The organism is Vibrio sp. TRT 29B02 (assembly GCF_050113655.1).
Taxonomy (GTDB): domain Bacteria; phylum Pseudomonadota; class Gammaproteobacteria; order Enterobacterales; family Vibrionaceae; genus Vibrio.
The window spans coordinates 1-13,340 of the sequence record NZ_JBNJOJ010000027.1; the positions used below are offsets into that span (position 1 = coordinate 1).

The 13,340-nt window shown below is 43.5% G+C and carries 13 protein-coding genes; 9 read left to right on the forward strand and 4 right to left on the reverse strand.

Features of this window, described 5'->3' with window-relative positions:
* A partial coding sequence (locus ACQEXT_RS15795; RefSeq protein ID WP_426952931.1) for a transketolase-like TK C-terminal-containing protein occupies positions 1–342 on the forward strand: 342 nt, incomplete at its 5' end.
* Between the two features lie 70 nt (positions 343–412).
* Here ACQEXT_RS15795 and ACQEXT_RS15800 read toward each other — a convergent pair.
* The gene (locus ACQEXT_RS15800; protein WP_138970696.1) at positions 413–649 is read right to left on the reverse strand and encodes a hypothetical protein; all 237 of its coding nucleotides are present in this window, start codon (positions 647–649) and stop codon (positions 413–415) included.
* A gap of 197 nt (positions 650–846) precedes the next feature.
* On the opposite strand from ACQEXT_RS15800, the gene epd reads away from it, so the two are divergent.
* The 4 genes from epd (at position 847) to mscS (ending at position 5,646) form a co-directional block, all read left to right on the forward strand.
* Complete coding sequence (epd, locus tag ACQEXT_RS15805; protein ID WP_138970697.1) at positions 847–1,881, forward strand: erythrose-4-phosphate dehydrogenase; 1,035 nt, start codon at positions 847–849, stop codon at positions 1,879–1,881.
* Between the two features lie 182 nt (positions 1,882–2,063).
* On the forward strand, positions 2,064–3,224 hold the full coding sequence (locus ACQEXT_RS15810) for a phosphoglycerate kinase (RefSeq protein WP_269377539.1): 1,161 nt from the start codon (positions 2,064–2,066) through the stop codon (positions 3,222–3,224).
* 153 nt (positions 3,225–3,377) lie between these two features.
* On the forward strand, positions 3,378–4,454 hold the full coding sequence (fbaA, locus tag ACQEXT_RS15815; RefSeq protein ID WP_138970699.1) for a class II fructose-bisphosphate aldolase: 1,077 nt from the start codon (positions 3,378–3,380) through the stop codon (positions 4,452–4,454).
* A 325-nt stretch (positions 4,455–4,779) separates the two neighbouring features.
* The gene (gene mscS / locus ACQEXT_RS15820; protein ID WP_426952932.1) at positions 4,780–5,646 is read left to right on the forward strand and encodes a small-conductance mechanosensitive channel MscS; all 867 of its coding nucleotides are present in this window, start codon (positions 4,780–4,782) and stop codon (positions 5,644–5,646) included.
* Between the two features lie 62 nt (positions 5,647–5,708).
* Here mscS and ACQEXT_RS15825 read toward each other — a convergent pair whose 3' ends face one another.
* Entirely contained in the window at positions 5,709–6,197 is a 489-nt protein-coding gene (locus tag ACQEXT_RS15825; RefSeq protein ID WP_426952933.1) for a YbaK/EbsC family protein, read from the reverse strand.
* 16 nt (positions 6,198–6,213) lie between these two features.
* Positions 6,214–6,837 carry a LysE/ArgO family amino acid transporter gene (locus ACQEXT_RS15830; RefSeq protein ID WP_426952934.1) on the reverse strand — a complete coding sequence of 208 codons (624 nt, stop codon included), beginning with the start codon at positions 6,835–6,837 and terminating at the stop codon, positions 6,214–6,216.
* 136 nt (positions 6,838–6,973) lie between these two features.
* On the opposite strand from ACQEXT_RS15830, the gene ACQEXT_RS15835 reads away from it, so the two are divergent.
* Positions 6,974–7,870 carry a LysR family transcriptional regulator ArgP gene (locus ACQEXT_RS15835; protein ID WP_331428267.1) on the forward strand — a complete coding sequence of 299 codons (897 nt, stop codon included), beginning with the start codon at positions 6,974–6,976 and terminating at the stop codon, positions 7,868–7,870.
* Positions 7,871–7,966: 96 nt separating this feature from the next.
* A complete protein-coding gene (locus ACQEXT_RS15840; RefSeq protein ID WP_426952935.1) occupies positions 7,967–8,662 on the forward strand; it encodes an oxidative stress defense protein in 696 nt (231 codons plus the stop codon).
* A gap of 94 nt (positions 8,663–8,756) precedes the next feature.
* Here ACQEXT_RS15840 and pykF read toward each other — a convergent pair whose 3' ends face one another.
* The gene (gene pykF, locus ACQEXT_RS15845) at positions 8,757–10,169 is read right to left on the reverse strand and encodes a pyruvate kinase PykF (protein ID WP_269377533.1); all 1,413 of its coding nucleotides are present in this window, start codon (positions 10,167–10,169) and stop codon (positions 8,757–8,759) included.
* A gap of 431 nt (positions 10,170–10,600) precedes the next feature.
* Here pykF and ACQEXT_RS15850 point away from each other — a divergent pair, with 431 nt between their 5' ends.
* Together ACQEXT_RS15850 and glmS are read left to right on the forward strand one after the other, a co-directional pair.
* Positions 10,601–11,362: a DeoR/GlpR family DNA-binding transcription regulator gene (locus ACQEXT_RS15850; protein WP_138970705.1), complete on the forward strand. Its 762-nt coding sequence runs from the start codon at positions 10,601–10,603 to the stop codon at positions 11,360–11,362.
* An 85-nt stretch (positions 11,363–11,447) separates the two neighbouring features.
* Positions 11,448–13,280 (forward strand): glutamine--fructose-6-phosphate transaminase (isomerizing), encoded by a 1,833-nt coding sequence (gene glmS, locus ACQEXT_RS15855; protein ID WP_426952936.1) that lies wholly within the window; start codon positions 11,448–11,450, stop codon positions 13,278–13,280.
* The last annotated feature ends 60 nt before the right edge of the window (positions 13,281–13,340 follow it).

Below are 13,340 nucleotides of genomic sequence, written 5' to 3' on the forward strand. Positions count from 1 at the left end.
CTTATCCTTATCGCAACAGGTTCTGAAGTAGAGCTAGCGGTAGAAGCAGCAGCACAGCTAACAGCAGAAGGTAAGAATGTTCGCGTTGTTTCTATGCCATCAACCGATGCTTTCGACAAACAAGATGCAGCATACCGCGAAGCAGTACTACCATCAGACGTCACAGCACGTATCGCTATCGAAGCGGGTATCGCGGACTTCTGGTACAAGTATGTTGGTTTCGGTGGCAAGATCATCGGCATGACAACATTTGGTGAATCAGCTCCAGCTGACCAACTGTTCAAGATGTTTGGTTTCACTACTGACAACGTAGTAAACACAGCAAAAGAATTGCTAGCGTAAGCATACAGTTGCAACAAATAACAAAAACCGAGCCATTGGCTCGGTTTTTTTCTATCACGAGTGCTTGTGCCTATTCAAACTCTTTACCCCAGTTGTCTAGCTGCTTGTGACCACACTCTTTACATGTTACGTATCTGTCCATGTCGTAGTAGTGTCCACCATTGATGAAGCTATGAAGGAGAAGTTTGACTTTGCCTAATAAAGAAGGGTCATTATCGTAACGGCTTGGCTTCCTCACCAAAACTTCGCTATGAGGTGTCTCTTTTGAACATTGTTGGCAAAAGTGTTTCGCTGGGTAACCAGACATAATCATTTCCTTTGGTTGATGAAAGTTGAAGAAAAACAGCCAATAGGAATAATTTATCCATCTCCATGATATAAAATGCTGAGATATGATGCCATGTGAATATGTGGAAAAGCTCGCTCCATATCACTAACTTAATGCGCTTTTGATAGCTATCGGTTACTATTTGTGACACGAAAATCATGTAAGGCGAAGGAATCATGCTTAGAGTTGCGATCAATGGATTTGGACGTATCGGTCGTAATGTACTGCGAGCAGTATATGAAAGTGGCAAAAGCCAGCAGATTAAAGTCGTCGCTGTGAATGAGTTAGCACAACCTGATGCTATGGCACACCTACTGCAGTACGATACAAGTCATGGTCGTTTTGGCAAAAAAGTAACCAATGACCAAGAGCATATCTATATTCACCATGAAAGTGGCGAGTTTGACTCTATTCGTATCCTTCATCTAAGTGAGATTGAGCTATTACCTTGGCGTGATTTAGAGGTTGATCTGGTTTTAGACTGTACCGGCGTGTTTGGTTCTCAAGCTGACGGTCAAGAGCATTTAAAAGCAGGGGCGAAGAAAGTTCTTTTCTCTCATCCTGGTGCTAATGATCTCGACAATACCATTATTTATGGGGTGAACCACCAAACTCTCAAAGCTGACGACAAGATAGTGTCGAATGGCTCTTGTACCACAAACTGTATTGTGCCGATTATCAAAGCGCTCGATGATGCATTTGAGATAGAATCCGGAACCATCACCACTATTCATTCCTCAATGAACGATCAGCAAGTTATCGATGCTTACCACTCGGATCTGCGTCGCACGCGTGCTGCAAGTCAATCGATCATTCCAGTGGACACTAAGTTGCATAAAGGTATTGAAAGAATATTCCCGAAATTTTCTAACAAATTCGAGGCAATTTCAGTACGAGTACCGACAGTTAACGTTACTGCAATGGATTTAAGTGTCACAATTAATACAAATGTGAAAGTTAATGACGTAAATCAAACCATTGTTAACGCATCTCAGTGTACATTACAGGGCATTGTTGACTATACTGAAGCGCCGCTCGTTTCTATCGACTTTAATCATGATCCCCATAGCGCGATTGTCGATGGTACACAGACTCGAGTTAGTAACGGCCATCTAGTTAAGATGCTTGTTTGGTGTGACAACGAATGGGGCTTTGCGAATCGTATGCTGGATACTGCGCTCGCAATGCAAGCCGCTCCCCGTCATATTTGACGCTGCAACGCCAACTATCTAGGGGATAAATGTAGTTTGCGGCAAGGAGAAATATTTATTTTTACCCTTGAAATAAATATGAAGTATCTCCATATCAAAACCAGTTTGAAGAATTATTGAGCTTGGCAGGGTTGCCGGGTGACTGAAAAACTTTACTTATTTAATATTTGAGAGGACACATCATGTCTGTAATCAAGATGACTGACCTGGATCTAGCAGGTAAACGTGTATTTATCCGTGCGGACCTAAACGTACCAGTAAAAGAAGGCAAAGTGACTTCTGATGCACGTATCCTAGCATCTCTACCAACTATCAAGCACTGTCTAGAAGCAGGCGCTAAAGTTATGGTTACTTCTCACCTAGGTCGTCCAACTGAAGGTGAATACGCAGAAGAGTTCTCTCTACAACCTGTAGTTAACTACCTAAACGACGCTCTAGATTGCGAAGTTAAACTAGCAAAAGATTACCTTGATGGCCTAGAGCTAAACACTGGTGAGCTTGTTGTTCTTGAAAACGTTCGTTTTAATAAAGGCGAGAAGAAGAACGAAGAAGAGCTATCTAAGAAATACGCTGCACTTTGTGACATCTTCGTAATGGACGCATTTGGTACTGCTCACCGTGCTCAAGCTTCTACACACGGTGTAGGTATGAACGCTCCTGTAGCATGTGCTGGTCCTCTTTTAGCTGCTGAACTTGAAGCTCTAGGTAAAGCAATGGACAACCCAGAGCGTCCACTTGTTGCTATCGTTGGTGGTTCTAAAGTTTCTACTAAACTAACCGTTCTTGAATCTCTATCTAAAGTTGCTGACCAACTTGTTGTTGGTGGTGGTATTGCAAACACATTTATTGCAGCAGCTGGCCACAATGTTGGTAAGTCTCTATACGAAGCTGACCTAGTTGAAACGGCTCAAAAACTAATGAAAGAGTGTTCTATTCCAGTTGCAACTGATGTTGCATGTGCGAAAGCATTTGATGAAAACGCAGAAGCTGAAATCAAGCACGTATCTGAAGTTTCTGATGACGACATGATTTTCGACCTTGGTCCTGATTCAACAGCTGCTCTAGCTGAAATCATCGCTAACGCAAAAACGATTCTATGGAATGGTCCTGTAGGCGTATTCGAGTTCAAGAACTTCGAAGCGGGTACTAAAGGTATCTCTGAAGCAATCGCTCAGTCTGCAGGTTTCTCTGTAGCTGGTGGTGGTGACACGCTAGCGGCTATCGACAAGTTCGGTATCAAGGCTGACGTTTCTTACATCTCTACTGGCGGCGGCGCATTCCTTGAATTCGTTGAAGGTAAAGTACTTCCAGCTGTAGCGATGCTTGAAGAGCGTGCTAAGTAATTAAGTGAAAGCGGGGGAGTTAATCTCCCGCTTTCTTGTTTGCTGCACATCACACTTCTTTGCTAGAATAGCGCGAGTTGTGAGCAAACGTTTGCAAGAATTTAAACTTAACAAGTTTTATTTTTAAAACGACAGATAAATAGGATTAAATCCATGTCTAAGATCTTCGATTTCGTAAAACCAGGTGTAATCTCTGGCGATGACGTACAGAAAGTTTTTGAAGTTGCAAAAGAAAACAACTTCGCTCTACCAGCAGTAAACGTTGTTGGTACTGACTCTGTAAACGCAGTACTAGAAGCGGCAGCTAAAGTGAAAGCTCCAGTTGTTGTTCAGTTCTCTAACGGCGGTGCAGCTTTCTTCGCTGGTAAAGGCGTTAAACTTGAAGGTCAAGGTGCTCAAATCCTTGGTGCTGTAGCTGGCGCGAAATACGTACACGCTGTAGCTGAAGCTTACGGTGTGCCAGTGATTCTACACACTGACCACGCTGCTAAGAAACTTCTTCCATGGATCGACGGTCTACTAGATGCTGGTGAAGAGTACTTCGCTCAAACTGGTAAGCCTCTATTCTCTTCTCACATGCTAGATCTTTCTGAAGAGTCTCTAGAAGAGAACATCGAAACATGTGCTAAGTACCTAGAGCGTATGGCTAAAATGGGTATGACAATCGAGATCGAACTTGGTTGTACTGGTGGTGAAGAAGACGGTGTTGATAACTCTCACATGGACGCTTCTGAGCTTTACACTTCACCAGAAGACGTTGCTTACGCGTACGAGAAACTAAGCGCAGTTAGCCACCGTTTCACTATCGCAGCATCTTTCGGTAACGTACACGGCGTATACAAGCCAGGTAACGTTGTTCTAACTCCAACTATCCTACGTGATTCTCAAGCATACTGTGCAGAGAAGTTCGGTATTGCACCAAACGCTCTAAACTTCGTATTCCACGGTGGTTCTGGTTCTACTGAAGCTGAGATCCAAGAATCTATCGGCTACGGTGTTATCAAAATGAACATCGATACTGATACACAGTGGGCAACTTGGGATGGCATCCGTAAGTACGAAGCTGAAAACCGTGAATACCTACAAGGTCAAATCGGTAACCCAACTGGCGAAGATGCACCAAACAAGAAGTACTACGATCCACGCGTATGGCTACGTGCAGGTCAGGCTTCAATGGTCGCTCGTCTAGAAAAAGCTTTTGCTGACCTAAACGCAGTAGACGTACTATAATTCGTCTAACAAGCTTATGTTGAAAAAGCCGCTCAATGAGCGGCTTTTTTATTTATGCATAACTTCGAAGCATAAGTAGGGTTGTCTCAATAAAAATTCTGGCGAAAGTTGATCTCTTTGCGTAACCTTGTAAAGGCTTATCAGATTTTTCTGATAAGCCTTTGTTTTCGCTCTCTTTGCAAAAACTTGACTTTTTACATAGTCAAAAGTGATATCGTGCCGAAAAAATGACATTGCTTCAGCAAATGTATTAGAGATGTCATTGTTGATTAATAATCTATAGCAGTTTGGTTCATAGAATCATAAATTTTTTGAGGATACATATATGGCAGGTGAATCAGCGGGGATCGAAACTCCCCTAGTTGATGGTTTAAGCCAAGCAGAAAAGTGGCTAACAAGTAATTCTGATTTATTGGTTCAGTACGGTGTGAATATCATTTCAGCGGTTCTGATCCTGTTTATCGGTAATATCATCGTTAAAGCAGTAGCGAACAGCGTTTCTAAAGTTCTTGAAAAGAAAAATATGGACAAAGCGGTGGTTGAGTTTGTCCATGGTCTAGTTCGTTACCTGCTATTTGTTATTGTACTTATTGCAGCGTTAGGCCGAGTCGGTGTTCAAACCGCATCTGTCGTTGCTGTTATCGGTGCTGCGGGTCTTGCTATTGGTCTGGCTCTACAAGGTTCATTGTCTAACTTTGCGGCAGGTGTACTTATCGTTGCATTCCGTCCATTCAAGTCAGGTGATTACGTTGAAATCGGTGGTGTTGCAGGTAGCGTAGAAGCGATTCAGATCTTCCAAACAGTGTTAAAAACGCCTGACAACAAAATGGTCGTTGTTCCTAACTCTGGCGTTATCGGTAGCCCAATTACCAACTATTCACGCCATGAGACACGTCGTGTGGATTTGGTTATCGGTGTTTCTTACAAATCAGATCTTAAGCAAACTAAGCAAGTGATCCGTGAAGTTCTTGAGAAAGATGCGCGTATTTTGAAAGATCCAGACATGACCATTGGTGTTTTAGCGCTTGCTGATTCTTCAGTGAACTTTGTAGTGCGCCCATGGTGTAAAACTGAGGATTACTGGAGTGTTTACTTTGACTCAATGCAAGCAATTAAAGAAGCATTGGATGAAGCAGGTATTGAAATCCCATTCCCACAAATGGATGTGCATTTGAATAAAGTTGACGCTTAATCAAGTGTAATAATTACCTAGAAGCGAGGCATTAGCCTCGCTTTTTTATTCCTATCAGCCCGCTAAGTGGTGAGTTCATATATAGGATTGCTAAGTTTATTGAGAATCATTGGCAGTAAGTGTGCAGCAAAACCAATGGTTAATTCTGGGTGAGCTGGGGTGTAGAGAATCTCACCGGTTTGATATAAATCCTTGTCGACGACTATGGGTATTTGTTCAGGGATACCAAATGGACAGACGGCCCCCGGTAAACACCCCAACTGCGACGTCATTTCCTCATCGCTACAAATGGAAGGGCGCTTACCAAGCAAGGTTTTAATGGCTTTACTGTCGAGACGTCTATCTTTGTGTGTAAGGTATAAAGCAAAACCGCCGCCTTTTAGTTTTAAAAACAGGCTCTTGCTATGCGTACCTGTCCAGCCAAGCTTTTCAGCTACGATGACATCGGTGGCAAAATCGAGAATAGGTTGATGCTGCCACTGGCGAAACTCTATCCCTAAATGTTTGAGGAGCGAGATGTTGAACTGATAAATCTCATCCAATTTGTTCATCGCTATTTCCTTTGTGCTAGAAGTTCAGTTCGTTCGCTAGTATGCCCGCGATGATAAACATCATCAGAGCAACGCCGATATCGATCGCTCTTCTTACTTTTGGTTTAGACAGTGTTGGAGCCAATTTCGCTGCACCGACAGAGAGGGAATAAAACCAAACGAACGAAGCGAGAATCGTACCTACCGCGAAAGCTAATCTGTCGCTACCTTCAAATTGTCCGCCAATCGACCCTAAAATGACCACGGTATCTAAGTAAAGGTGTGGATTTAAAACCGTGACAGCAAGTGCGCCAATAATCACCGCTTTTCTGCCGCTCGATTTGATAAGGTTTGAGCTGACTCCTTGGTCAGCCGTCTGATTAAATGCACTTTTGAGAGATAGTAGGCCGTAAACGGTCAAAAATACAATCCCACCAAGGGTCACTGTCGTTAGCAGTGCGGTATTACTTGCAAGTAGCGCACCGCCACCGAATATGCCAAGTGAAATAAAAAATGCATCCAACAAACTACAGATTGTTGCGGTTGTCAGATGGTGATGGCGCTTTATTCCTTGATTAAGAACATAAGCATTTTGAGCGCCTATCGGAATGATCATACTTGCGCCCAAGCCAAACCCTTGTAATACCAGCCAGAAATTCACCGTTTTTACTCCTTCGTTCCTATGATGGTGAGAGTGAATAAAATAGGAGAGATAGAGATATAAGTGAAATTAATGATTTTAATGAATGATAAGTTTTGCTAATTTTTGATTGAGAAGCGTTGTTATAAGGATTGTTATGAGAGGTTTAGATTACAAATGGGTTGAGGCCCTTGAAGCGGTTGTTAACCAAGGAAGCTTTGAGCGTGCTGCCCAGCAGTTATGTATCTCACAATCTGCCGTATCTCAGAGGGTAAAACAGTTAGAGAAGTTCCTAGCTAAATCGGTTCTGATTCGCGAGCAGCCACCTAGGCTAACGACAGCAGGAAAGAAGTTGATGGGGTTGTATCATCGAGTACAGCTATTGGAAAGCGAGGTGTTACCCGAATTAACCAATCAAGAGAATTTACGCCCTGTTCAGATCTCTATTGCAACCAATGCTGACAGTTTGGCTACTTGGTTGTTGCCAGCTCTGACTCCCATCATGAAACAACGCAATGTTGAATTTAATCTGGCCGTTTATGGCGAAGATCGAACTTTAGATAAGCTAAAGAAAGGTGAAGTGACAGGTGCGATTAGCTGGGAGTCTGAGCCCATTTCAGGTTGCTACGCCGAGTATCTTGGACGGATGGACTATGTATGCGTTGCCAATCCAGAGTTTGCACAGCGTTACTTTACCAGTGGTGTCACCCGAGAGGCCTTGAAACGCGCACCTGCCGTCTCATTTGATCAATACGATGAGATGCATCAAATGTTTCTCAAGCAGCATTTTAACTTGTCTCCCGAAAGCATCACTCACCATCAAGTAGCCAGCTCAGAAGCATTCGTTAAGTTGGCCCTGCTGGGAGTGGCATATTGCTTAATACCGCGTCTGCAAATTAGTGAAGAACTGGAACAAGGGAGCTTAATCGATCTCATGCCTAACTTTATTCTGAGTTTTCAGATTTACTGGCATCACTGGCAGTTAGAAACAGGTCTGCTCAAGGAGATAACGCAGGCTATTGTTGGCTATAGCCATCAACAACTACCGAAATAGATTTGGTTAATTCTTTGTCAGATCAACGGAGGTGGCTTGGTCAAAATGAGTTCGTTACCTATGATGTATGCAGTTAAGTCCACATGGTAAATTAGTATGAAAGCTGTTTCTTCTGTTATTGCATCATTGTCCGTCGCCATGCTGAGCTTTGGTGCAGCGGCCAATTCCCCTGACTTCCCACATCTTGAAACAACCGGATATGGCGAAGTGATTGCGACGCCAGACATGGCTCAGTTTTCGGTTAAGGTTGTTGAATCAACCATGACCGCGGAACAAGCTAAGCAGTCAGTTGATCAAGTTGTATCGGAATTCTTAGGCGCGTTGAGTAAAGAAGGGGTGGAGAGTAAGCATATCACCAGTTCTAACCTCTATATAACTCCGCAATACCACTATCCTAAAAAGGGCAAACCAGAATTGGTTGGCTATAAAGCGTCGCGTAGTATTACGGTTACCGTTGAACACCTAGAGGATCTCAACCAATATTTGGATCTTGCATTGAACTCAGGGATCAACCAAGTCGACAATATTCAGCTGCAAGTTAAAGATCAGGAACAATATCAGCAGAAGGCCCGTTTAGCGGCGATTAAAGATGCCAATAGTAAGGCTGAATCTTTGGCTGAGGGATTTGGCAAAGAACTGAAAGGTGTGTGGCGTATTGACTACAACATGTCGGGGCAACAGCCGGTTTTAATGAGAACAATGGCAATGGATGCGAAGGTTGAGTCCAATGGCTATCAGGATTCCCAAATCGTCATTCGCGATCGAGTAGACGTGATTTATAAACTCGACTAACGCTATTACTGCTGTTCAATTAATGGTAAGTCATCAAACAGAAAATAAAAAAGAGGGCTAAAGCCCTCTTTTTCTATTTCAGTAAACGCTCTGATTATAGAACGTGTACAGAAGCTGTGTTAGTTGTGCCTGACGCAACTAGAGCACCAGAAACCATCACAACGATATCACCTTTGTTACCTAGGCCTGATTCTAGAGCAAGTTCTTTACCCGCTACGTAGAATGCGTCAGTGCTATCGATTGAATCAACAACAACTGGAGTAACACCTTTAGTTAGAACTAGCTGAGCAGCTGTCTTAGTGTTAGTTGTTAGAGCTAGGATGTTTGCAGTTGGGAAGTACTTACGTACTGAACGTGCAGACTTACCACCTTCAGTTGCAACAACGATTAGTGGTGCAGCTAGTTTTTCAGCTGTATCTACAGCACCTTTACATACCGCTTCAGTGATACGTAGACGTGGGCTGTCTAGACGAGAACCTAGCTCAGCTTTTAGAGCTGAATCAGTGCGGTTCGCGATTTGAGCCATGATAGTTACCGCTTCAACTGGGTACTTACCTTTCGCTGTTTCACCAGAAAGCATTACTGCATCTGTGCCGTCCATAACTGCGTTAGCTACGTCGCCAGCTTCTGCACGAGTAGGACGTGGGTTGTTGATCATGGAATCAAGCATTTGAGTCGCAGTGATAACCATCTTACGAGCACGGTTACACTTCTCGATCATCATCTTCTGAGCGAAGATTACTTCTTCAGCTGGGATTTCAACACCTAGGTCACCACGAGCAACCATGATACCGTCAGAAAGCTCTAGGATCTCGTCGAAGTTATCAACACCTTCTTGGTTTTCGATCTTAGAGATGATGTGGATGTTTTCACCGCCATTTGCAGCGAGTACTTCACGGATCTCTTGAACGTCAGACGCTTTACGGATGAATGATGCAGCAACGAAATCAACGCCTTGCTCACAACCGAATTTCAGGTCGTTTTTATCTTTTTCAGATAGAGCTGGTAGGTTTACAGATACGCCTGGAAGGTTAACACCTTTGTTTTCACCTAGTGCACCGTTGTTAAGAACTTTACACTTAACTTCGGTGTCAGTCGTTGCAACAACTTCCATTTCGATTAGACCGTCGTCTACTAGGATAGTGTTGCCAACATTTAGGTCAGCTGCAAAACCAGCGTAAGTTACTGCTACTTTGTCTTTGTTACCAACAACTGAAATGTCAGTTGTGAAAGTGAACTCTTGACCAGCTACTAGATCAACGTCGTCGCCGTTTTCTAGTTTGATAGTACGGATTTCAGGACCTTTAGTGTCTAGAAGGATAGCAAGTGGTTTGCCAGTCTCTTCCATTACTTTACGGAAGTTCGCGATACGAGTGCCGTGCTCTTCGTAGTCACCGTGAGAGAAGTTAAGACGCATAACGTTCATGCCTGCATTTACTAGTTCAGTTAGCTTCTCTACAGATTCAGTTTTAGGGCCAATCGTACATACGATTTTGGTCTTTTTCATGGAAGATTCTCTCCGGTCGATAGATTTACAATTTGAAAGTCGGTTATTGGTCTGAAGCAACTACAGGTGTTGAGGCATTTTGTGCCTGCCAACTTATCAACACGGTAGTGGTTTATGTCGGCTCCAGAACTGAAAGTCTTTCACCAAGTTTAGTCATTTTATGACCAACTGGTTGGGATTTTAGGCCGTATTTCTGTGACAACACTAGGATATATTCGTTAGGTTGCAAAAAAATAACGGTCATTTCTGTAATTTATTTTCTTTTCGGGTGCGAATTCTACCACCGAATCATTTCAATATCACTGGTTAAGAATTGTCTTAGGACAAGGTTTTTGCGCTATTTATTAATTTTTTGGATCGAAATAAATGGACTTGAATCTTTCGATTTGACTATAATTGCTTTCACTTCGAAACTTGAAGGCAAAGATTAAATGTCGAAACGAAACACACAGCTAAGAAGGCATGCGATTTCTAACCTTGTAAATGAAAAAGGAGAAGTCAGTGTCGAAGCTCTATCCATTCAGTTTGAAACATCTGAGGTAACGATCAGAAAGGATCTGGCTTCTTTGGAAAAGAATGGGCAGCTACTTCGTCGCTATGGTGGTGCGATAGCATTACCGAAAGAAGTCGTTAGCGATGAAATGAGTGAAAATGTTTCGGTTCGAAAGAATGAGTTGGCTCAAGCCGCCGCAAAGTTGATTCGAGAGCATAACCGTATTGTCATCGATAGTGGTAGCACTACAGGGGCGTTAATCAAGCAGCTTGATGGGATGAGAGGGCTTATCGTGATGACCAACTCACTCAATGTTGCGAATGCACTTAATGAACTTGAAAGTGAGCCGACTTTGCTAATGACGGGGGGCACTTGGGATGCACATTCAGAGTCGTTTCAGGGGCAGGTGGCAGAATCTGTTCTACGATCATATGACTTTGACCAATTGTTTATTGGAGCGGATGGTGTCGATCTCGAACGTGGTACAACTACGTTCAATGAGTTGGTTGGCCTGAGTAAAGTTATGGCTGAAGTATCGCGGGAAGTCATTGTTATGGTGGAATCAGAAAAGATTGGTCGCAAGATCCCTAACCTAGAACTGGCTTGGGATGTGATTGACATATTGATTACAAACAAAGACTTAAACCCAGAGTTTAAAGAAAAAATTGAATCTCATGGCGTGAAAGTGGTTTGCGCCTAACCAAAATACCAAATTTATAAAACTTAACTCTCCGAATATGGCCTTTGCTTGCTGCCAATCGGAACAAACACAAGGGAGTTGAACTATGTGTGGAATCGTCGGTGCGGTAGCACAGCGAGATGTTGCAGAAATCTTAGTCGAAGGCTTACGTCGCTTAGAGTACCGTGGCTACGATTCAGCGGGGGTTGCGATTGTTGATAGCAATTCTAATCTGACTCGTCTGCGCCGTTTAGGTAAAGTGCAAGAACTTGCTGATGCTGTAGATGCGGCGCAAGTTATTGGTGGTACAGGGATTGCCCATACACGTTGGGCAACTCATGGCGAGCCTTCAGAGATCAATGCACACCCTCATATGTCAGGTGATATTGCCGTTGTGCACAATGGTATTATTGAAAACCATGAAGAGTTACGTGAATTATTGAAATCACGTGGTTACGTATTTGAGTCTCAAACAGATACAGAAGTTATTGCTCATCTAGTCGAATGGGAGCTACGTACCTCGCAATCGTTACTCGAAGCGTTTCAAAAAACGGCTCAGCAGCTGCATGGTGCATACGGTACCGTGGCTTTGGATCGTAAAGATCCTTCTCGTATTGTGGTTGCGCGTTCAGGCAGCCCAATCGTCATTGGTTTTGGTGTAGGCGAAAATTTCCTAGCTTCAGACCAACTGGCACTGCTTAACGTAACTCGTCGCTTTATGTACCTTGAGGAAGGTGACGTAGCTGAAATTACCCGCCGTGAGGTGACTGTGTTTGATGAGAGTGGTGAACGTGTTGAGCGTGAAATCATTGAGTCCAATGCAGAGCATGATGCGGGTGATAAAGGTCAGTATCGTCACTTTATGCAAAAAGAGATCTACGAACAGCCGACCGCTTTAATCAACACCATGGAAGGACGTATCACTTCAGATTCGGTCGTAACGGAATCTATTGGGGTCAATGCGGCAGAGATCTTAAGCAAAGTCGAGCATATCCAAATTGTAGCCTGTGGTACGTCATACAATGCTGGTATGACTGCTCGTTACTGGTTTGAAGATATTGCTGGCGTAAGCTGCGATGTAGAAATTGCATCAGAGTTCCGTTACCGTAAGTTTGTCACTCGTCCAAACAGCTTGCTGATTACCTTGTCTCAATCTGGTGAAACGGCGGATACCCTTGCAGCTCTTCGCCTAGCAAAAGAGAAAGGTTACATGGCGGCAATGACCATTTGTAACGTAGCGGGTTCATCGCTAGTACGTGAATCAGATTTTGCGTTTATGACTCGCGCAGGGGTAGAAATTGGTGTCGCTTCAACGAAAGCGTTCACTACTCAGCTATCTGCGTTACTTATGCTAGTCACTGCTTTGGGCAAGCAACAAGGCCGTATCACTAAAGAAAAAGAGAAAGAGATCGTAGAAGCATTGCATGCGTTACCAAAACAAATCAACGCAGCGCTTTCCTTTGAAAAAGACATTGAGGAATTGGCGACCGACTTCGCTGACAAGCACCATACTCTGTTCCTTGGCCGAGGTGAGTTCTACCCAATTGCGATGGAAGCTTCTCTTAAACTTAAAGAGATCTCTTACATTCATGCTGAAGCTTATGCGGCAGGTGAATTGAAACATGGTCCTTTGGCATTGATTGATGCTGATATGCCAGTTGTTGTGGTTGCACCAAGCAATGATCTACTTGAGAAACTAAAGTCGAACGTAGAAGAAGTCCGAGCTCGTGGTGGTCTACTGTATGTATTTGCTGACGCAGACGCAGGTTTTGAAGCGGATGAGACAATGAAGATCATCACTATGCCTCACGTTAGCGACATTACCGCACCAATCTACTACACCATCCCGATGCAGTTGCTGTCATACTACGTGGCTCTGATCAAAGGTACTGATGTTGACCAACCCCGTAACCTAGCCAAAGCGGTAACGGTGGAATAACGGTTTTTCGAACCGCAGAAATGGTTGTCGTAAGACAATAAAGATTGAAACTAAACAATA